Genomic DNA, 22031 nt, shown 5'->3' on the forward strand with positions numbered 1-22031 from the left:
GTTAAGTTACTGACCATTTATAGCGACAGATAAATACAGTGATAACAAGGCGTAAATTTTGACATGTAGTTGTTCTACTTGAAAAAATTATAACGCAGTTAGCGCTTTATTTAGCTCGCTAGAATGGTTAAATATTTAAGTCGATTGGTATTAATTAAGTTGCTAAGTTTAACCTAACAGCAACAAATACAAAAAAGGCTTAGAAGTGATTCTAAGCCTTATTATTAGGGACTAAGTTTTAATTATATTATTGATTATTGATTTCTATTTGCCCAATAGCAACAGAGCCGTGCTGCCATGTAGTGCGGCATTTCAAACTAAGAACAGCATCACTTTCAAAATTATTATCAAGAGCTGTTACATACGATACAAACTGCTTTGAGCTATTTGCAGTGTCAGCAATATCAATCCAGTCAAAGCCCTTTCCTGTAGCATACTTAAACCACTTCTCTTGCCCGCCATCACTTACTTTACGAACACGTGAAATTAAGCAGCCGCCGTTTGAGCTATTTAAACCTTCAGTAATGCCATGAACTTTAAGCTCAAAATTACCAATCGTGTCATTTAAAGGAATGCTACAGTTGAAATAACGCTCAGAGCGTGAAAATTGAGGATCAAAAGTAAAGTAGCCATTTTCTGTAGTACCAGTTTTTTCTAGAGTTACTTCTTTTAGTGCAGCTAGATCACCTATTGAAGCAGCTAGATTATTAACGGCTTGTGACTTATAAACTGTATCTTCAGAGCAATGAGAGGCACCATCAAATACAGCAGCTTGTGTAAGTGACGATATAGACGCTAAAGCAGTCGCTAAAGCAATATTCTTAATTTTTAACATATTCATATCCTTATATTTTTGTCCCTAATAAGATGGATAATATCACGCAATATAAAATAAACAACTCACATTGAATGTTTTATATTCGAGTTATTTATTCTAGTAAAACAACAAGGCTTTAATTGCACTCAATAGGTTTTATTTCGAGTCACTGAATAGATTAATTCTACAGCTAAAAGAGCTAGGCCTATAAAGCTCTATTGAAGAAATGCACAGATATTACCTTTTTCATGCGATTTTAATCTGAAAGTTGCTATTACCCTGAAATTAATCCTATATTTAGTGGACATAAATATTGAGCAATGCAATGAAAACAGCGCAAATCCCAGCAGACGAAGAGTCTAGACTAAAAGCCTTGTATGAGTATGAAATATTAGATACCAAAGCCGAACAAGTATTTGATGATTTAACTCAACTTGCTTCTGAAATTTGTGAAACGCCTATTTCACTCATTAGCTTAGTAGATCCGCAAAGACAGTGGTTTAAGTCAAAGTACGGTATTGATGTTGATGAAACTGAGAGAGAGATTGCATTTTGCTCCCATGCAATACTGCAAGACCACATTTTTGAAATACCGAACGCATTACTCGATGAGCGCTTTCATGATAACCCGCTAGTTGTTAATAATCCAAACATACGATTTTATGCAGGCGCCCCGTTAGTAACCCCAAAAGGAAATACTATAGGCACACTCTGTGTTATTAGCGATAAGCCCAAAAAGCTAAATCAAAACCAAATTAACGCTCTGACGATACTAGGTCGAGAAGTTATCACTCAACTTGAACTTAGATTAAACAACAGAAGATTAACATCAGCTCTAGAACAACAAAAAATACATAATGAAGAACTTGAAGTACTAAAAAAAGAAGCTGATAGTGCCAACACCTTAAAGGGCCAATTTCTAGCAAATATGACCCATGAACTTAGAACACCACTACACGGTATTTTAAATTTAGCTGAATTTGGCCTAGCTGAAGAAACGAGTTTAGAAAAAGATAACGCTTTGAAAAGTATTTTAAACTCAGCCAATATACTCTCAAGTATTGTGAATGACATTCTAGATTTTTCAAAAATTGAAGCTGGCAAACTAGATATCGAAAATATCAATTTTAATCTTAAAGAGGTTGTTAACGATCTCTTCAAGCCTCTCATTAAACAAGCATCAGCTAAAGGCATTAAACTTACTTTATATATTGATGAGAAGGTGGCAGCAACTTTAAAAGGTGATCCTGTAAGGATCTCACAAATTCTAAATAACTTGTGTTCAAACGCGATTAAATTTACAAACCAAGGGCAAGTAAATCTCAAAGTCAGCGTTCAAAGTAGTTCATTAATTGAACAGGATATTTTATTTGAAATTATTGATACAGGTATTGGTATCAGCGAAGCAGCACAACAAAACTTATTTCAAGATTTTCATCAAGCAGATGCATCTATATCAAGATGTTATGGGGGCACAGGGCTTGGCTTATCAATCTGTGCCAAGTTAAGTCAACTAATGAAAGGTAAAATCGGCTTTACAAGTAAAGAAGGCGAAGGCTCTATATTTACGTATCAACAGAGCTTTGAAACACATCATCTATTGTATGATTCATTAAAACAAAAGAAAGAAATAACTAATTTACAAGGGTGCACCATTCTAATCGCCGAAGATAATAAAATAAATCAACTCATCGTAAGTAAAATGCTACAAGCGCATAACGCCAATGTAGTAATCACAGAAAACGGTAAAGAGTGTGTTGATTACTTTAATACAAACCCTGTAGATTTGATTTTTATGGATATCCAAATGCCAGTAATGGATGGAGTACAAGCCACAAAAGCAATTCGGGCACAACAAGGAGATAAAACAACCCCAATTATAGCCTTGACAGCTAACACCTTGAAACAAAACATTGAACATTATTTAGACATTGGTATGGATGGTTATTTAGCTAAACCATTTGATAAAGATAAATTAAATAGCTTACTTAATATTTACAACCCTAATAACCTCAATCTAAAAAAGCTAGCGGTTAAAATTAGTGATCCTAATATTTCAAGCAAATATAAACTAAATCAGACATGCCAAGAGTTAAAAAAGCTAATTCCAAATGCAAATAGAGTTAGCCTTTGGTTACTAAACCACGAATATACTGCGATAAATTGTTTAATATGCCTTGATGAAAATGAGGTAGTAACAAATGACATGGTTTTAAAAGCTCAGGATTTTCCTGCATACTTTAATTATATTTTAGGTAACCAAGTACTTGATGCATCGGATGCAAGGAACAACGAAGTAACAAAGGACTTAAATAAATCCTATTTTGAACCATTCAATGTGTATTCCTTACTTGATTATATCTATTTTATAGATGACAAACCGTTAGGCGTAATTTGTTGTGAAAGTGTTGACTCAAAAGTGTCATGGGACTATGCAGACAAAGAAGCACTGATAAAGATAGCGGATGTAACAACTCTTTTTTTATCCAAGCAACTCAAGTCTTAATAAAAGTAATGAGAATATAAAAAAGGGGACTATTATTTGATAAAATAGTCCCCCGTAATTTAACTAACGGTATTACTTCATTCCTGCAAGAGTCATCAAAAAGCGGATCACTAGAGACACTAAAAATAGTGAAGCAACACTCAAGACCCAAATGATAATTAACCATTTAAATTGATGAAGATGCTTTTTCATATACCCTCCACAAAGCCTTCACTAAATAGTGCAATAGCATTGAATAACTAGTGATACCCCTCGGTATCAATAACTTTGCCACGAAATACATAATAAGACCAAAACGTATAGGCCAATATGAATGGCACGATGATAACAACGCCAACCAGGGTGAATTTTAAACTTGATTCAGGCGCTGCGGCTTCATAAATAGATACACTTGGTGGAATAATATTTGGCCAAAGGCTAATACATAAGCCTAAATATCCCATAAATAACATACACAGCGCATAAATAAATGGTCGATAGTGTTTACTTGAGTTTACTGAGCCCAGTAATAATAAAACAAAAATACCGGTAATAATTGGCAAAGGAGCAAGGTATACAATATTTGACCAATTAAACCACATTGCTTTTACATCAGCGTTGATAAGTGGTGTATAAATACTGATACCTAACATGCACAAGGCTAATAAAATAGTTAATGGCTTAATAAGTTTACGCATTTGTTTATACAAATTATGCTCTGTTTTAACCACTAACCAAGTGGCACCTAATAAGCCATAAGCAAACAGTAAACTACACCCTGTAAATAAGCTAAATGGTGTTAACCAGTCTAAAGCTCCACCAGCAAACTCACCATTTTCAACAGGAAAACCAATAATAACAGCGCCCATTGCTACACCTTGAGCAAAGGTTGCCATAAACGAGCCTGCAAAAAATAACTTATCCCATAATGGGCGGTGAGACTCAGTTGCTTTGAAGCGAAATTCAAACGCAACGCCTCGTAATATTAAGCCAAATAACATCACTAAAATAGGCCCATATAAGGCTGATAATATAACTGAGTAAGCCATAGGAAATGCAGCTAACAAGCCTGCCCCGCCAAGCACTAGCCACGTTTCATTACCATCCCAAACTGGGGCAACAGAGTTAACCATGATATCTCTTTCGTGCTTATTTTTAACCAGCGGGAAAAGTAGGCCAATCCCTAAGTCAAAACCATCTAAAAACACATACATCATTAACCCAAAGCCAATAATGAGTGCCCAGATACTCGGTAAATCAAAATCCATCATTTAATCTCCTAAAGCTCAACACCATCGGCCGCTGATAACGGACGAGCCGGGCGTTTATTTAAATCATCTTTATTATCGTTGTCATACACTTGTTCAGGGCCCTTTTTGATAAGTGCTAACATATAACGCACACCGACCCCAAACACACACACATATAAAACAACAAAAGTAAGTAATGAATAACTCATTGCCGTCATCGAATGAGCAGAGCTTGCATCAACCGTTCTTTGTAACCCATATACAACCCAAGGTTGTCGTCCAGCCTCTGTGACAAACCAGCCTGTTAGCATCGCAATCAACCCAGCAGGGCCCATTACAACACAAAACCTTAAGAACCATTTTTTCTCGTATAATCGGCCTTTTTTACGTAACACTAACCCTGTTATGCCTAATAAAATCATCAATAACCCTAAGGCGACCATAATTCTAAAACTAAAAAATACAATTGGTACATAAGGGCGATCTTCAGGAGGTACAGATGTTAATGGTGCAATGGTGCCATCAAGACTATGCGTTAAAATTAAGCTAGCAAGATGAGGTATTTCTATAGCGTAATCATTGCGCTCTTCTTCCATATTTGGCCAACCGAATAAAACTAAGGGGACACCTTCGCCAGGTTCTGATTCATGCCAATGCCCTTCCATTGCTGCCACTTTCATTGGTTGATGCTCAAGTGTATTTAGGCCATGTTCGTCTCCTACAAAAGCTTGCAATGGTGCGATAATTAACAACATCCACATTGCCATCGACAACATTTTTTTTGCCGCTTGAGTGTGCGAGCCTTTTAATAAATGCCATGCACCAGATCCGCCTACCAACAAGGCTGTCGCTAAAAAAGCGGCTAAGCCCATATGGACTAAACGATAAGGAAATGAAGGATTAAATATTATCTCAAACCAGTCAACCGGAACCGCTCGGCCATCAATAATTTCATAGCCTTGAGGTGTTTGCATCCAGCTGTTAGAAGCCAAAATCCAAGTCATTGAAATCAACGTACCGATTGCCACTAAACAGGTGGATGTAAAGTGAAGCTTTTCGCCAACTTTATTCCAACCAAAAAGCATAACGCCAAGAAAGCCAGCTTCTAAGAAAAACGCAGTCATCACCTCATAACTGAGTAATGGCCCCGTAATAGCTCCAGCAAAATTAGAAAACTGACTCCAGTTAGTACCAAACTGATAAGCCATTACGATGCCGGATACCACTCCCATAGCAAAATTTACCGCAAACACTTTCATCCAAAAACGACAAAGCGTCATGTATATCGGCTTTCGCGTGTATAACCAAAGCCCTTCAAGTACCGCAAGGTAACTTGCCAAGCCAATTGTTATTGCTGGAAAAATAATATGAAAAGAGACTGTAAATGCAAACTGTATACGAGCTAAATCAATAGCAGTAAAATCTATCATAACGCCAACCTACTCCTAGTTAATTACAGAGCAAACATTAAACTTATCACCTATGGTATATATCTTTTTTTTACAGTACAGGCACAGAAAAATAATTTACAATGAGTACAGATTGTCACTACGAGCGAGAGCATGAAACAGTTCAAATATACAGAGCTTGAGGCTATCTTAAAAAAGAAAATTGACGCTAACAGCTTTACTCCAACAGGCAAGTTGCCCTCAGTGAGAGAGCTTTGCAAACTACAGGGCCTATCAAAAGCAACCGTATTACATTCGTTACATCGCTTGGAATCACAAGGACTTATTTATGCAAAACCTAAATCAGGTTACTTTGTAACGCAAATAAAGCCGCCTAAACGAGTGCTACCAAAACAAATCAAAACATCATCTACTCCACGCAATGTGTCAGTACCTGCGATTTTAAAAGACATTATGACGCGCAGTGCTGCCTTTGATATTTTACCAAGTGCTGGCGCGCAGGAAGATGCTACTCACTTAACCGTTCTTAATCGACATTTAAACAAAGCATTTCGTTCTTCTCAAAGTCAAAAAGCATTTTACTATAATAGTTCTGATGGTGATTTGCGTTTGAAGCACGCAATAATTAACCACTATGGTGGTTTAAACCAAAAACCTGATGAGCTTTGCATTACCAATGGCTGTCAGCACAGTTTATTTATTTCTCTTATGGCCACGTGTTCGCCAGGCGACACTGTCGCTGTTGAATCGCCAACTTTTTACGGGGTATTGCAAATATTAGAACAACTTAACCTAAAAATAATAGAAGTAGCATGCGATCCCGAGCACGGCATAAGCATTGACGATCTGACAAAAAAAATAGCCAAGTGGCCCATAAAAGCATGTGTCGTCTCACCTAATTACTCAACGCCAACAGGTGCATGTATGCCTCATAGAGCAAGAGAAGAGCTACTTAAATTGGCAGTGAAAAGTGATTTTTGTATTATCGAAGACGACATTTACGGCGATCTGGCTTTTCCTCCTTTTGTTAGTGAGTCTTTAAAAAGTCTCGACACCCAAGGACAAGTAATTTTGTGTAGTTCATTCTCAAAAAGCTTATCAAGAGATTTACGTATCGGATGGGTTTTTGGAGGAAAGTGGCATGATAAAATCACTCAACTTAAACTCGTTACGCAACTTTCTTCATGTGGGTCGATTCAACAAGGATTAGCCACTTTTATAGAAGATGGTCACTATCGTCGCTACCTAAATAAGCACGTATATGCAATTAAACAACAACAAGCAGAGCTGATTAATTTTTTACAAACCCATTGGCCTGAGGATATACGCTTTACACAAGCTAATGGCGGCATATCTATGTGGGTCGAGTTAGATGAGTCAATAGATACCCAAAAAAGTTACAATGAAATACTACAACAAGGTATCGTCATGACCCCGGGCTCACTTTTCTCAGCATCAGGGCAATATAAAAACTTTTTACGATTGAGTTATATTCACCCCCTCACTAAAGCAAGGGAAGTTGCGATCAAAAAACTATTCAGCACCCTCTTGGTAAAAAAATAACACGCTTTATGCCTACGATAAGCCGCTTTAACATCAAATAATAAGGTGGTTTCGGCTAAAACTACTATCAAAGTTGTTGCCAGTCGACAAGCTCGGTTATAATCCGCTCATCTGGCTATATCTTTGGCCTCTAACTGGATTAAAACGATGAAAAAACTCTCTGCGGTGCAAATAAAACAACAAGCACTGGTACTTAAAGTTGCTGATGCAATTGAAGAGCAAGGCCGTAATGAACTCACTGGCATGCTGCAATGCTGGTTTGACGTGGAATATCACTTATTTCCAGGCTCTTTACTAATGTGTTTTCAGTTTGAGAATCAGCAGGCGTTAACAGCGGCAGAGCCTGACTTATTAAAGTGGCAAAAACGTTTAAGTGGTGCAATGCTTAAAAAAGGCGTTATTTTAAAAGACATGCGCAAGCATTTAGTTTTCACCCTAAAGGGGCCTGATGATTAAGTCAGATAGTAGCCATCAATCAAGCCGTTTTTAGTATGATGCGAGCTTTTTGTTGGTCAGAATTTATTCCATCAAAAGCTAATTATCAATATTGCATCATTTTAGGCTAGAACCTGACTTACATTTAAAAAGTTTACACACTAGCATCTTGAGCTCCTTCAAGACCTCGTTGCTTAACATGTTTAATCAATTCAGGGAAAAACGCTAAAAACATAGCATCTAATTCAGTGTAGTGTCGGGCTATATCAGCAGCAGCGCCAGAAAACGTATTAGTAAAGCGAATGCGCTTGGCAATATTATCAAGTGCAACCCCGACCCCTTCGACGGTTTCGTATTCTTTAAACCAATCATTCTGCGTCATATGTTTTACAACACTTTGCATTCTTGGCGGCATAACGGGTGTACGCTTACCCAAAAGCCTATAACTGATTTGCTTAAAGTCACTTAGCGGTTGATCGTTAAACCGTTGCCAATGCTGAATTAAAAAATGATCGAACACCACATCAATAGCGACACCCGCAAAGCGTTTACGCTGAGGCGAAAAATACTGTTTAGCTTCTTTCACTAAAGGGTGAGTATCTGTAAACTTGTCGACTAGATAGTGGTTATCTAGTGCATTTTTTACCGTGATTGGCAATTGCTTTACATGCCTATTGCCGCCAAAATCACCAAGCAAGTTGCCAAAGTGCGAGTCTGCTGTAGGCTGCGCTAAATAAAGATGAGCTAAGTAGTTCAAAGTAATATCTCTTTATATTTCATTATATTAAGAGCTTTCACTCACTTCTCCTAACAGGCGAGTTAAATCATTAAAGCGAACAAGCCCACCTTTTAGATGATAAATACTCGAGCCTTTCCACTTGCCGCCCATTAACTCTCCTAAAAATGTAACTAGGTTACTAAAAGTATACTAATTGATATTACCTTACAGGTAACTAATATATACCACATATTAACAAGCATTTTTAAGGAAAATACAATCAACACTGAACGCACAAATGCACGACAGCCGAATGCTAGTGTACTGATCTTGCAGGTGTAAAAAAATAAAGATCTTTTTCATAAATATCTTTATTTACTGAGAGTGAGCACATCATAAAGAAGCAATAAAAGGCATCAGACCAAAGAGGTATAAAACCTAATAGTTAAAATTCATACATTATTTCAAATACTCATGCCTTTGCATGTGATTTTTATTACAATGCCTGCAAACCTGAATAGTGGAACTGCACGTGCAACAATTTAAACATACCCTCTTAACGCTTTTGGCCCTATGGGCATTCGCACTGATGCCGGATGTCATTTATGGCTTGTTTAATCATAACTACTTGGCCGGTTATAACTTCAAAAGCATTATCATTACCTTACTGTTAATGGTCTTCATGCTGTTAAGCCGCACCCCTAAACTTAACAATATTGTTTTACTGATAATGGCTCTAATGCAGGCCTCTGAACTGATGTACTTCCAATACTTTGGCGGCTTTTACAGTGCTTTTGATATGGTGCTAATGATGGGTGAAATGCATGATGCACTAATTGGCTTTGCTGATGGTTTGAAATTTATGCTACCAGCGTTCTTTTTATCCATGGCATTTTATGGCTTAGCGTATTTCACCTATAACAAATACCATAAAACCAGTTTTACCGTACCTTATATCTCGGTGTTGTTTGTATTATTGCTCACGTTACCCTTTTTACAGTCTTTAGGTTCTAAGAGCTCTCAAAAATACCAGCCTAATATTGCGCACTCAGCTATGAAAAATGGCTTATACAGTGTGTCATTCTTTAGCGCTCGCCAGTTAAAAATGATTCTGGGATTACGTAAAGAAATGCCTAGCTATCAACCTTATCAATTGAGCAAAGGCGAACCTGCGGATGCAAATATTGTAATTTTAATGGGTGAAAGCCTGAGTTATTACAATATGGGTTTATATGGTTATCAAAGAGATACAACGCCAGATTTAATGCCGTATAAACAAGACCCTAATTTCTTTTATTTGCCTGCGATCTCAAGCGCTGTTTCAACACGAGTATCTCTTAGCTTATTTTTTAACACCGTATATGAGCCTAATAATGCAGTCCATATAAGTAAAATGGACACTGCTTTGTTTCGGTTAGCTAAGCGTCAAGGGTTTGAAACCCATTACATTACTACACAAAAAAATGCAGGAGGTTTAACCTATGCATTTTCACTTGGGGATATTGATACCTGGAAAGAAGATAAGCATCTAGATCAGTTCGATGGAGATTATGATGATCGTTTATTGCTCGAACTTAATTCCATGAATCTGGATTACAATAAGCCCCAATTTATTACGTTACATATGCGCAGCGCTCATGCACCTTATGTAGCTAATTACCCTAAAACTCAAGAAGTGTATCCTGTTGATGAGCAACCCTATGAAAAGTACATGCTGAATAGCTACGATAACTCAGTACTTTACACACAAAAGGTGATAGCTAACATTTATGAATTCTTTAAAGATTCAGGTAAACCAACATATATATTCTTCACGCCAGATCATGGTGAACTGACAGGGCAAGATGGTCGTTTTGGACATAACGCTGTCGATATGGATATCGCCCGGGTACCATTTATGTTTTACGGTGTTGATATTCCAAAAAATGAAATAACTCGAATTAAAAAAGAATTAGGTTGTATGCCTAACCATTATTTAATTAGTCTGCAAGTGGCTAAAGTATTGGGTTATGACATTAAAAACCCGAATGAAGAGCAAGGTAAGTATTACTTGAACGGCACCGATGTATTTGGCGAGGCAGGCTTTATGCAGTACGATTTAAAGCAAATACAAGATAAAACTTGTCCAGAATTTTCAAAGTAGCTCCTCAGTATTCAGCCGCTCTATGAGCGGCTTTTATGTTTATAGCACCTTATACTTTCAATTTAGTGTGGTTGATTCACATCTAATATTCTTGATTAACTATAAAAACAAACCTACAACTCACTAATCAACAAGTTCCCTACCCCTTATATTAGGATGATTGCTGCTTTGTTTTCGGTATTCATTAGGAATTTCACCCACAATACTTTTAAACACCCGGTTAAAAGTCGCTAAAGAAGAAAAGCCGCTTTCAAGCGCGATGCTTAAAATGCTCCAACCTTTAGCATCCTCACTTGCCAATAAAACTTGCGCATATTTAACACGATATTGATTAATAAACAGATTAAAGTTGGCTACTTTGTAGTGATAGCGAATAGCTCGGCTGATTTTATATTCAGGTACTTGTAATACTTGAGCAAAATCTGAAATTTTAAGATTTGTTTGCAAGAATAGCTGTTGCTTATTGATAAGTTGATCAATGCCATCGATTAATTCAGGGGCAACATCGATTTGTTCATGTTTATTGGTGTTTTCAGTTATCTCAATGTCATTAAAAATACTAACTGTATCGCCCTCATTTTTAATACCTTGGCTATTTTTATCTCTCGCTTGAAGAAACATTAATGTTTGCATCGCAAGCACAATTAGTAGTGCAGATGAGGTAATAATAATGGGATTATATAGCTCAATTTCAGTCTTACTAAACATTAGCTTAGGTAATACACTTGCATTAAACACAGCTAAAAACCAAGCGCTGGCAAAGATCACTGATTGCATTTTTTGTGACACTGTTTTTTCACTGTAGCCTCTTATTGCCTCCCAAAAAGAGAGCACAAGTATGCTTGATGAAAGCAACATGGTTACTTCATTCACCCCTTGCTTTAAGCGCCACATTATATCACTGGTAGGTAATGGCTGAGGATCAAAACTCACTAAGTAATGCCATGTTTGGTTAAACATTATCAAGCCTGCAATAGTTGCAGCAAAAACGATATGCCTGCGAGAAATTGGCTTGTTTTCACGAAATAACGCTCTAGCAATCAACCATGAAACATTACATGTAGCGCAAGTAAATAGCCCTATTAGGTATTGATACCCTCCGACACTTGACGCACTGAGTTTTTGCGCCCCAACCATACAGAGCGAGCCACAAAATAGTGCAAACAAATAGTGAACCAGTTGCTTATCTTTTTTCAGTGCATTAAATAACATCAACCCCATGCACACAAAGACGAGAAGGTAATAAGGAGAATTATTTTGCATAACAGGTCGCTCTTAAAATGACGTTGTATAAACAACGTTGCTTTAACTTGTATAATACAAAGTAACTCTAGCGATGGCAAAAAGACTTTGTTAGTGAATGTGTCAGTAACTAACCGTAAAAATTATCCATATATCGTTGCTCAAGTTTCGAATTTGAGAAGTATTCGCCCTGAAAGTCTTTATATTTGGCTATTGAAACGATTTAATGGAAAAGTACATGTTAATGCAAAAAATGAAAACAACCCCAAATAGGCTGCTCGAAAACAGTAAAAAAATATGGTTTATTTGCTTACTAATGGCACAAGGTTGCTTTGTAATTTACCTTATTTTGGGGTATGCCCTGACTAGCGTTACTACAGGTTTATCTGGCTGGGTCCGCTTTAACAATACCGCCTATGTTGCGAGCGACCCCATCGGTAATTTGATCTATGCCACGCATGTGCTACTTGCCGTAGTAATGATAATCGGCGGGAGTTTGCAATTAATCCCCGCAATAAGAGCAAAATATACTAAGTTTCATCGCTATAACGGCCGCGTATTCGTACTGTTAGCTTGTACCATTTCAATCGCAGGAATGTACCTTATGATTGTTAGAGGCACAGTAGGCAACCTGCTAATGCATAGCCTGACAATGTTTGGTGGTGGTATGGTTATTTTATCGAGCATATTTGCAGTGCTGGCTGCTAGAGGGCGTAATATAAATTCGCATCAAATATGGGCAATTCGTTTATACCTTGCAGCAAACGGCGTGCTATTTTTTAGGTTAATAATTTTTGCCTGGTTTTTAACGTTTGGCTCACTCGGGATTGATACTACAACGTTCACAGGCCCAACCGTGTTAGCTGTTAGCGTATGTTCTTATGTGATGCCATTGCTCATTGCTGAACTGGTTAGGTATGCGGGGAAAACATCTAATAAAATGATAACAATCGCCACCGCAGCTTTAATGATGTTGATATCCATTGTATTTTTAGTGGGCTTATTTGGTGTAGTGTTAGCAAATTGGTACCCAGCGATAGTTGGCTAATAGCCACATAATTATTAACAAAATAGAAGGCCTAACCCAGCAATCTATTTCAGGGAGATGTGGGCTCTTTTACGGTAGTTGCTAAATCGATATTTGGGTCAGTAATACGCGCAAAAATAAGCCCGAGCTTATCAAGTGGAAATCGGTTGCTGAGTTGTTGATAAGAACCTGGGATCAACTGCTGATCTTTTTGCTGTGCAACCACAAATGAGAATACATAATAACCTTCAAGGCCCATTCTTAAATCACTCATAATCACTTGTTCATCTTGTTGATAAACACCATAAAGGCCTTTAGTAAATGCTTGCAGTAACTTGATCTGCCTTGCATCATCAAGCTTTGCTAGTAGCGTATTTTCGCTAGGGTAAAATTGCATATCAACGTTGTCTGCGTCATCAAACACAGAGGCATAAATCTCATAATGCCCAAACTCGGTAACGGCCACAGCCCGCCACAACAAGGTATTAAATGGCGTTGGTGTACTTTCAAAGTGCTTAAATATGATATTTTGGGTATTTAGTGCCTGATGTATTTTATCTTCGATATGCCATTTAGCCGCCAACCCCCAAGCTAAATAAAGCGAACTGACGATTAACGCAGCAGTATTTATACGCTGTGCGTAAGGCCGCATCCGCGCCAAGCAAAGCGCTATACAAGAGAGTAACAATGGCAAAGTATACGCAGGATCAATAATAAATATGCTCGATATACCAAAGGGGTAAGTCGTCAGTGGCCACAGCAATTGTGTTCCATAAACGGTAAAACTATCAAGCAATGAGTGAGTACTTAAAATTAAAAATAGAGCGACAGACCAGCGCCGCAACGATACATCTTTTGCCCAATCCATTTTAAGTAAAAGCCATGCAAACAAGGGGCTTACTAACAGCTGTATAAGCAAAGAATGACTAAAACTGCGGTGATAGACAAAGTTTTCGACATCACCACCAAAATTAATGAGCACATCTAAATCAGGTAACGTGCCAAACGCCGCTCCAACTAATAACGACTTACGGCCCAGCTTATTACCTAATACTGTATAAGCAACTGCACTACCAAGCACAACCTGTGTGAGTGAATCCAATGAAAGCCTCTTTTCAAAATCAATTAAAGCATAGACTTATATTGTACTGTTGTAGGTCTTGTGTCGATCTCAATGAGTGATTAGTTTTCTGGAGAAGCTATAAGTTATGTGGATCCGCAAAAGAAAAATCCACCCCAGCTTATCAGCTAGATTTTTAAAACCGCCAATCCAATTACGATTGTATTTTAGTAAAGAGTCAACCCTGACGTCATGAATTCGAAGATTGTCTATAATCCTATTTCTATAAAAATCAATAAAATAGGTAAAGCGACTGCGCTCTACCTATTTATTTAAAAACAAGTATGACTTAGCTGCAACTTTTAACAAATGTCCATGAACTATCACTACCAGGCAGGCTATTTGTATACCAGTTCGCCTTATAAACATTGCCCTGATACTGAATTTGGTCGCCAGCTTCGTTATGTGTGTAAGGGCCTGCAGGATAATGCTTTCTAACCCAATTTGGATACGTTTTTACCTCAGTACAACTTGTTCCTGTTGTAACAGCACAACCCGAGGAATCGACATCAGTACCTTCTGGTGTATTGGGGCATTGATCTTGTACGTCAATTACGCCATCGCCATCTGAGTCTGTAGCCGCACACCCAATAGAATCTACGGGTGTATTCGGCAGTGTGTTAGGGCATTGATCTTGTGAATCAATTACACCATCTTCATCTGAGTCAAGCGGTGCATTATTCATATCCCAATTTAGTAGAATATCTTTTATCTTCTGCCCCGATGCACTTAGTGAATCCCAGCTACCACCAGGAAGAAAGGTTGATGCACCTTCATCTTTGTCATTTAAGGCCCAATTAGCGTGGCTAATAGTATTTGATTTAAGAAAAGCCATCCACGCGTCAGTTTCGTTGCTATTTACACCACCATTACCATCAGCATTGACTGCGCCCCATTCAGTTGCAAATAAAGCAATCCCATTATTTAAAGCCGTCTGCGCCTTATTTCTAAGTGACTCACCATGCGTACCTGCATAAAAATGTAAGGTATAAGCAATATTGTAGCGATCTATCGGATCTTTTGAGGCAATATCAACATCTTGTGACCAAGTAGGCGTACCAACAATAATTAAATTATCAGGATCTATAGCTCTGATCTTATCAATAACGGTGTTGGCGTAAGGTTTTATATCGTTAGCCCACGATATCTGTAGTGGCTCGTTATAAATTTCATAAATAACGTTGTCGTAGTCGCCATATTTAGTGGCTGCTCGTTCAAAAAACCGGATCGCCATATCAGTGTCGGTATGCGCTTCGTGACTATGAAAATCAATAATGACATACATATCTTCTGCGATTGCTGCATCAACAACTGTATCAAGACGAGTAATATTACCGTCCCAATCGTCATTCAAACTGCCTGAGGTATTTTGTCCGTGACCGATCGCAGCACGAATGATATTAGCGCCAAATTCCTGTTTCGCATTGGCAACCGTTTGCGCGGTATAAAACTTTTCGCCGCCCCAACCTGTATTGCTCCAAAATAAGCTTGAACCAGCAAAGCTCTTTGCCTCATCACCAGCTAATATTTGATTACCACTGACGGTTAACTTTTCAACCGCTGCATAACTTGTAGTGGAACAAGCGAGCAATAATGCCAGTGAAAGGCGCTTGGCTTTATATAGTGTTTTTTTAGGTGTACTTCCAATCGTCATAAAATCGTCCTTAAATTAGGTTACCCATCAGATGTAAACTGATATATCAATAATGTCATTAGCAAAAAACTAACAATACAAAGGTAGTACACTGAAATTATAATACAATAATAAAGAATGATTTACTTTATAAAATAATACTAGCGTAAAAGTAACTAAAAATGACCACTCATAGGCTGTCATCTGCAGGGGGGATACATTCAATAAAAAGCGTGAACGATATACACTTTAGTTTTCGCTAAGTACCTTAACCGAAAGCGCTCCATTAATGTTTTAAATATCAATGAGTTGCTCTGTTTGCAACATACTTGCCAATTTTCTCTGTATTGCTGTTCAAGGTCAGCGCATTCATATCGTTAATTTGATACGCTTAACCTATAAAACAATAAATTTTATATAGCTTGGTACGCACTCAAAAAATCACTGCCTACCCTTTATAAAAAACTAACTCGCTAATTATGAGAAACAACATGTATAAAACAAATCTCTTGGCTCTTTCTTTAACTATGGTGTCATTGCCAAGTCTGGCTGATGACAATACCGATTTAAAAAATATTATTGACCAACACTGGCAACATGCAAAAAGCGAAAAAGTATTTTTTCGCACCGACCCCGATGGATGGAAACCCAATGGAAAGCTGGCTCGCTGGAGTGAGCAAGCCATAAGTAAGCGCCAAACTTATAACGACCAAGTGCTGCACAAATTAGCTGCCATTAACCCAAAATCACTCAGTAAAGAACAACTGATGAATTATCGGCTTTTTAAATACGAGCGCGAAACAGAGCAACAAAGTTACCAGTCACTTGATAAGTACTTTCCTATTAACTTTTTAAGCGGCTGGCATACATATTTTGCCGAGGCCCCTGCTAATATGGCGTTTTTAACTACCACCGATTACGACAATTTTTTGGTTAGTTTGAGCGACTACCCACGCTTTAACCAAGAAAACATCAACCTCATGAAAGAAGGCATACAACAAGGCTACACACACTATTGCGAGAGCTTTAAAAATTATCATAAAAGCATCAGTAAACATATCGAAAAAGAGCCACAAAACATTGCCTTGTATGAACCGTTTACACGTATGCCCAACACCTTTAGCCAACAACAAAAAGCAGCCTATCAAGAAAAAGCGAAAGCCCTAATTAGCAATAAGGTGGTTCCTGCTTATCAGCATTTTTATGATTTTTTTGTTGATGATTACATGCCAAATTGCAGAACAGATCCCGGTATTTCAAGCGTTAAAGGCGGGCTTGAATATTATAAGTATGCAGTAAGTTATTACACCACCACACAAGCTACGCCAGAAGAAATTCATGAGCTTGGTCTACAAGAAGTGGCGCGTATTAAAGCTGAAATGCAGGCTATTATTGATTCACTAAACTTTAAGGGTTCGTATGCTGATTTTCTGCAGTTTCTAGCAACTGCTCCACAGTTTTATGCAAAAGACAAACAAGATTTATTAGAAAAAGCCGCTTTCATTACACAAAAAATGTATGGCAAGTTGCCGACCTATTTTGGTCATTTACCACGTAATACGTTTGCTATTAAAGACTCTGCCAGTCGAGGCGCTTTTTATATGCCACCAGCAGATAACCGCTCTGCTGGCACTTACTTTTTAGCTTCAACCCCTTCGTTGCAACCTTTATATAATTTAGAAGCCTTGAGCTTACATGAAGCCATACCAGGGCATCACTTACAAAATGCAATTGCAATGGAACTGGATGTGCCACCATTTCGGCGTACCTTAAGCCATTCAGCATTTGGTGAAGGTTGGGGTCTTTACGCAGAGCGTTTAGGTAAAGAAGCCGGCTTTTATCAAGATCCATACAGTGATTTTGGCAGATTAGGATATGAAATGTGGCGTGCAGTTAGGTTGGTTGTTGATACCGGCATTCATGCATTCGGCTGGAGTCGAGAGCGCGCAATTAACTACCTGAGCGAACATACTGCATTGCCACAAAGTGCCGTAGAAGATCAAATAGATCGTTATATCTCTTGGCCTGCACAAGCGCTTTCTTACAAAATGGGCGAGCTAAAAATACGTGAACTACGTGCAAAAGCTGAAAAAGAACTTGGCGCTGATTTTGACATTCGCAGCTTTCACGACACAGTTATAGGCCAAGGCTCGCTGCCAATTGCAGTACTTGAAGAAGTAATAAATGACTGGATAACGCAACAGCAAAAATAACACCCATTACATTAAATTAATAAGCTATTGCTGAGCTGATATTAGTTAAACAATAGCTTATTATAATCTGCAAGTGTGCTTGCTAGCTCCCCCATGCACAGTTCTAATTTATGCATCCATATAGTTGTATATGGGTTTAGTAAGTTATTGCTTTTATAAAGTTAATCAAAAACATAACACGGCCTGTATGTATGGTGTCTATTTATGGCATTACGGTTTAAAATCATCCACCCGATTACAATTGTATTTGCTTAATTCAGTAAAGAGTCAGCCCAATTTTGCTATCACTGTTGCTGCATTTTAGGTGCTGCATGAGTCATGAAACGCCTTGCTTAACCTTCCTATTAAATGCCATCTTTAATTGCAACCAAGGCCTCCGACGCATTATGACAACGATTTTTTTAAGTAAATCACAACAAGTCGCTCTGCAACAAGCACTTATCAGTAGTAAGCTGCTAAATAGTGATACTGCAAATAGTGATACTGCAAATAGTGATAACCCACCATCTCTTGAGCAACAAGCGTATAGTCATATCGCCGTCACGCTTTACCGCTTTAATTTACAAAAAATAAAATGGCCCTCTTTTTTAAAAACAGCAATAACCACGGCAACCGACAAATGCCCATGGTTAGTCAACGAACTTGTCAGATGCCAACAAGACTTCCAAGCCCAACCTAATGACGCTGTAATGAGTGAACAAAGTGCATTTATTAATGGTATTTTTAGCGAAGAACTCGCTTATATTGACGACTTAATAGGTACGGAGGTGCAGGCTGAATAAAGTTTCTATATCAATACAGAAAAATACATATTTTAATTTCTATATTGCCACCTATTACCAAAATAACTAACAATTACTTTTACTCCCGAGATAAGTTATGATTATTTAATATCTAAACTATTTTTCTGTGAAATTAAAAACAGCCTTTTTATTTTTATTAATGAGTATCTATATGCCATTTTTTAAAACGTTTATTCCTGACTTGGATGAACTGGATTTAAATACACAAAAATTAAACAAGTCATTAAAAGATAAGATAAACCGTCAATGGAAAGACGTCTTTGATCAAACAACGCTTTTACAACTTTATTCATCACTAATTAAAGAATTAAGATTATTTCGTGAAGGTCAAAGCCAACCTGCGAAATTATATTATTTTTTACAGCTATTTAGTTCATCAGATTATAAAGTTATTTTTGACAAAAAATCTCATCATGCTTTACTTACGCACACAGAGTTATTAGAGAGTGAAATAGAGCAGCTGTTACTTGAGACCAACACTCAACTGATCCAAAACCCAACACCTGCAGAGGACGGTGATTTAAGGGAGATGGTGAGTGATTTAATTTCTTTATATTTTTGTCATCCTTCTTATCACAGTGAAGGATATGACGACTTAAAGCGTATTGGTGGCAACTTAGCATTTAAGTTTTTACGCACTTATCCTTACCAAGATACCAGTAACCTTCTAATCAGTTTATTACCATCAGCTTCAGACCCATTAGAGCAATATACACAATTAATTAATGACATTGTATGTAGCGAACAAAACGATGAAAATCGTGATTTACTACTCTATATTTTAGTTAGCGAAATGATTGGTTTTTATACCGAAAAAAGCGACTTTTTCTATAAAAAATCAAAAGAGGTCTTAAAGTTACTTTCAACTCATATTTCACATTGGAGTGATGACCAAATTGATTACTTTATAACTCAAGGCGTCTTGAATGGCTATAGCATATATCCAACTCCAAAAACTAAGATTGCCGAAATAAAGGGTTATATAAAAAAATTAAATGAAGGTAACTACAATGCTCAGGTTATCAAAAAACGAGTTAAAGAATATAACCAAGAAATAGCAAATATTGAAAATGACCCTATTGCCTTTATAAATGCGGGCTATAACAAGGCTGCTAAAATTTTAATGGTGAAAAATAATACCATTACATTTTTAGAGAATCTTTCAAAACTTACTCCAGACAGTAAAACAAAAGTACATCTTGATCAACTTATCGCACAGACTTTAGCCCTTAAAAACACCCCCAAAGTATTTCCTATTAATAAAACGCCTAAGATCAAATTTAGCGACCTGCATTTTAAGTTACTTGTTATCGAAGAGCTGATGTATAAAAAAAATTTATTAACCCCTAAGTTTGACCTTACCCAGTTTATAGCCCAATACCACCTGCGAGAAATTGATAAAGAGCAAGAAGGGTATGAAGTTATACCTGAGGCACTGGCTTATTTTAAAGGGCTTGATATCTCTGAGGAATTGTTAGCGAAAGTCACTTCGTTGACACAAGATTGCGGTGTCGATGGCGGCGCAGATGTTTATGCTCAGATATGGCCTTTTTGGGATCCAGGCTGTGGAGATGAGGTGTTAAAGGTAAGCAATAAAGCATCAAAAGACTTGCCACTGCTGCCTAACTTACAACAAGTCATCGGTTTAGAGCACAGTAATCCATCAAAAAAATTAATTAGCAGCTTTAAAGAACGCCAGATCCAATTAACTGACCAGGATGTTTAATTTTAATCTCTAGGAGTAATAATGTTTAATTCAGCAGAAGAAATTCACCAGCATATTGGCCAATCAATGTTCGACGCATTACCCGAACAGTGGCATAAAGCTTATTGTGATATCGGCCTGAGTCGAGAAAATACCTGTGGTTTTATGGCAGGGACTTACTATACAGGCGGTGAAGAAAAATTTTATAGTGTAGATATAATCGATGGAGTGTTGAAATATTCTCAGTGTGATGAAGCATTTTATGCACTTTATAAAATGATGAAGAAAGACGAATCGGATATACCTTGGAACAAAGCTCGTTTTGAATTAGAAAGTGATGGTAGTTACGACGTTAAAACTAAGTTTGATGAAGATTATATAATCTACACTGGACTAGATGCTGATGCTGCTGAGTTTGACTCATTGAGTCGCGACTTTCATTTAGCCATAGAATCTTGGGAAGGCTTGCCAGATGATATGTCATGCCCATGGAAAAGGGGCAGTTATGATAAGATCATATTTTTGCAAGGCAATTCAGATGATCAGCAACAAACTGAATCAGAGCAAGCAATATTATCATCTTATTGGCAACAAGCCGGTGAAATAAACGAAACATTAGAGCTGAGCTTTTTGAATCCTTATTTAGCAGGTTACCCTCACTGGCATGGCAGCACGCGAGATATTGTTTTGGTTACACCACCAGAATGGGAAAATCAAATCGTTGCTACAAGTGGCTTATCAAGTCCTGAAGCACCATTTGAGGTATATCTAGAGACCAATGAACCCATTCAAAGATTCAACAGCTCTTGGCAGATGAACCTAATTCAAACCATTGGCGGTATAATACCCAATATCGATAACTTTAAAGAGCGCCTCAAAAAACACCGTTTTCTTACATTACAATTAGACATGGATGGCGCACCTGAAGAATGGTCAGTAGATCACCCTGACGGTAATATAGGTATGTTTATTGGTTTAGATAATGCGCATATAAATCATGATCATCTTAACTTTTTACCTATAAATATAAAATTAATGCGCCCAGACGAGTTATTGTATTGTTTAGATAAAGCAGCACAAGGCAGAGAGGAAATAGCAGAACTTTATAAGCAGCAAGGCCAAGCAACACTTTCTTGTTTAGATAGAGCCAGTGTTTTACAAAATAACTAATCTGATGTAATGGTCTGCTTCCGATACGGTGTTTATGTGTAATAATTTAATTGTTACACATAAACAAAACCTGCCTTTAATCTGTTGGACTATTTATTTTTAAATAGTTTTAAATTAAAAATAACTCTGTCACTTGGAAACCTGTAGTAACCTGTATTGTCTAAATTAAGCTTAAAGTGATGATAAAATTGGCTTTTCCCAGTCAACTTGATGTTTAGAACCCTTATTCAATGAATTTATTGCTGCCGTGTTACACAAAGTATTGTTTTATGCGGTTTTGTAATATAAGTCACGCAGT

Annotated in this window: 17 protein-coding genes and 1 pseudogene; 9 read left to right on the top strand and 9 right to left on the bottom strand. The window is 37.4% G+C overall.

Translation table 11 applies throughout. The annotated features are described in order from the left end of the window. Nucleotides 1-247: 247 nt before the first annotated feature. Entirely contained in the window at nucleotides 248-835 is a 588-nt protein-coding gene (locus tag H5187_RS18205) for a hypothetical protein (RefSeq protein WP_149982743.1), read from the bottom strand. A gap of 307 nt (nucleotides 836-1142) precedes the next feature. Here H5187_RS18205 and H5187_RS18210 point away from each other — a divergent pair, with 307 nt between their 5' ends. Then, complete coding sequence (locus tag H5187_RS18210) at nucleotides 1143-3323, top strand: response regulator (RefSeq protein ID WP_182719047.1); 2181 nt, start codon at nucleotides 1143-1145, stop codon at nucleotides 3321-3323. A 72-nt stretch (nucleotides 3324-3395) separates the two neighbouring features. Here the strand turns inward: H5187_RS18210 and H5187_RS18215 are convergent, their stop codons facing one another. Genes H5187_RS18215 through H5187_RS18225 form a run of 3 tightly spaced genes read right to left on the bottom strand, consistent with a single transcriptional unit; the run spans nucleotide 3396 to nucleotide 5982 of the window. Next, entirely contained in the window at nucleotides 3396-3515 is a 120-nt protein-coding gene (locus H5187_RS18215) for a DUF2474 domain-containing protein (protein WP_182794664.1), read from the bottom strand. A gap of 47 nt (nucleotides 3516-3562) precedes the next feature. Next, nucleotides 3563-4570 (bottom strand): cytochrome d ubiquinol oxidase subunit II, encoded by a 1008-nt coding sequence (cydB, locus tag H5187_RS18220; RefSeq protein WP_182731186.1) that lies wholly within the window; start codon nucleotides 4568-4570, stop codon nucleotides 3563-3565. 11 nt (nucleotides 4571-4581) lie between these two features. Beyond that, entirely contained in the window at nucleotides 4582-5982 is a 1401-nt protein-coding gene (locus H5187_RS18225; protein ID WP_182798132.1) for a cytochrome ubiquinol oxidase subunit I, read from the bottom strand. Nucleotides 5983-6114: 132 nt separating this feature from the next. On the opposite strand from H5187_RS18225, the gene H5187_RS18230 reads away from it, so the two are divergent. After that, entirely contained in the window at nucleotides 6115-7524 is a 1410-nt protein-coding gene (locus H5187_RS18230; RefSeq protein ID WP_182740544.1) for a PLP-dependent aminotransferase family protein, read from the top strand. Nucleotides 7525-7671: 147 nt separating this feature from the next. Beyond that, nucleotides 7672-7980 (top strand): hypothetical protein, encoded by a 309-nt coding sequence (locus tag H5187_RS18235; RefSeq protein ID WP_149982748.1) that lies wholly within the window; start codon nucleotides 7672-7674, stop codon nucleotides 7978-7980. 133 nt (nucleotides 7981-8113) lie between these two features. Here H5187_RS18235 and H5187_RS18240 read toward each other — a convergent pair whose 3' ends face one another. Both H5187_RS18240 and H5187_RS18245 read right to left on the bottom strand, forming a co-directional pair. Beyond that, nucleotides 8114-8716 carry an ACP phosphodiesterase gene (locus H5187_RS18240; RefSeq protein WP_182719044.1) on the bottom strand — a complete coding sequence of 201 codons (603 nt, stop codon included), beginning with the start codon at nucleotides 8714-8716 and terminating at the stop codon, nucleotides 8114-8116. Nucleotides 8717-8755: 39 nt separating this feature from the next. After that, a pseudogene (locus H5187_RS18245) lies at nucleotides 8756-8848 on the bottom strand (winged helix-turn-helix transcriptional regulator); the annotation flags it as partial. Between the two features lie 361 nt (nucleotides 8849-9209). Here H5187_RS18245 and H5187_RS18250 point away from each other — a divergent pair. Then, the gene (locus H5187_RS18250; RefSeq protein ID WP_149982750.1) at nucleotides 9210-10820 is read left to right on the top strand and encodes a phosphoethanolamine transferase; all 1611 of its coding nucleotides are present in this window, start codon (nucleotides 9210-9212) and stop codon (nucleotides 10818-10820) included. 123 nt (nucleotides 10821-10943) lie between these two features. On the opposite strand, the gene H5187_RS18255 is transcribed toward H5187_RS18250, so the two are convergent. Beyond that, nucleotides 10944-12083: an AraC family transcriptional regulator gene (locus H5187_RS18255; RefSeq protein WP_259401742.1), complete on the bottom strand. Its 1140-nt coding sequence runs from the start codon at nucleotides 12081-12083 to the stop codon at nucleotides 10944-10946. A 217-nt stretch (nucleotides 12084-12300) separates the two neighbouring features. On the opposite strand from H5187_RS18255, the gene H5187_RS18260 reads away from it, so the two are divergent. Continuing rightward, nucleotides 12301-13110 carry a DUF2306 domain-containing protein gene (locus H5187_RS18260; RefSeq protein WP_182740545.1) on the top strand — a complete coding sequence of 270 codons (810 nt, stop codon included), beginning with the start codon at nucleotides 12301-12303 and terminating at the stop codon, nucleotides 13108-13110. A gap of 49 nt (nucleotides 13111-13159) precedes the next feature. Here H5187_RS18260 and H5187_RS18265 read toward each other — a convergent pair whose 3' ends face one another. Both H5187_RS18265 and H5187_RS18270 read right to left on the bottom strand, forming a co-directional pair. Beyond that, a complete protein-coding gene (locus H5187_RS18265) occupies nucleotides 13160-14191 on the bottom strand; it encodes a metal-dependent hydrolase (RefSeq protein ID WP_182740546.1) in 1032 nt (343 codons plus the stop codon). A 307-nt stretch (nucleotides 14192-14498) separates the two neighbouring features. Further along, complete coding sequence (locus tag H5187_RS18270; RefSeq protein ID WP_182794667.1) at nucleotides 14499-15863, bottom strand: cellulase family glycosylhydrolase; 1365 nt, start codon at nucleotides 15861-15863, stop codon at nucleotides 14499-14501. A 470-nt stretch (nucleotides 15864-16333) separates the two neighbouring features. Between H5187_RS18270 and H5187_RS18275 the strand changes: the two genes are divergently transcribed. The 4 genes from H5187_RS18275 (at nucleotide 16334) to H5187_RS18290 (ending at nucleotide 21733) form a co-directional block, all read left to right on the top strand. Continuing rightward, nucleotides 16334-18055, top strand: coding sequence for a DUF885 family protein (locus H5187_RS18275; RefSeq protein WP_182719038.1), 1722 nt, complete (start codon nucleotides 16334-16336; stop codon nucleotides 18053-18055). A gap of 386 nt (nucleotides 18056-18441) precedes the next feature. Beyond that, nucleotides 18442-18837 (top strand): hypothetical protein, encoded by a 396-nt coding sequence (locus H5187_RS18280; RefSeq protein ID WP_182768149.1) that lies wholly within the window; start codon nucleotides 18442-18444, stop codon nucleotides 18835-18837. Between the two features lie 127 nt (nucleotides 18838-18964). Next, the gene (locus tag H5187_RS18285; protein ID WP_182768148.1) at nucleotides 18965-20584 is read left to right on the top strand and encodes a DUF6892 domain-containing protein; all 1620 of its coding nucleotides are present in this window, start codon (nucleotides 18965-18967) and stop codon (nucleotides 20582-20584) included. A 21-nt stretch (nucleotides 20585-20605) separates the two neighbouring features. Further along, complete coding sequence (locus H5187_RS18290; RefSeq protein ID WP_182768147.1) at nucleotides 20606-21733, top strand: hypothetical protein; 1128 nt, start codon at nucleotides 20606-20608, stop codon at nucleotides 21731-21733. Nucleotides 21734-22031 lie beyond the last annotated feature (298 nt).

It is taken from the genome of Pseudoalteromonas sp. SG44-1 (assembly GCF_014164315.1).
Taxonomy (GTDB): Bacteria; Pseudomonadota; Gammaproteobacteria; order Enterobacterales; family Alteromonadaceae; genus Pseudoalteromonas; species Pseudoalteromonas rhizosphaerae.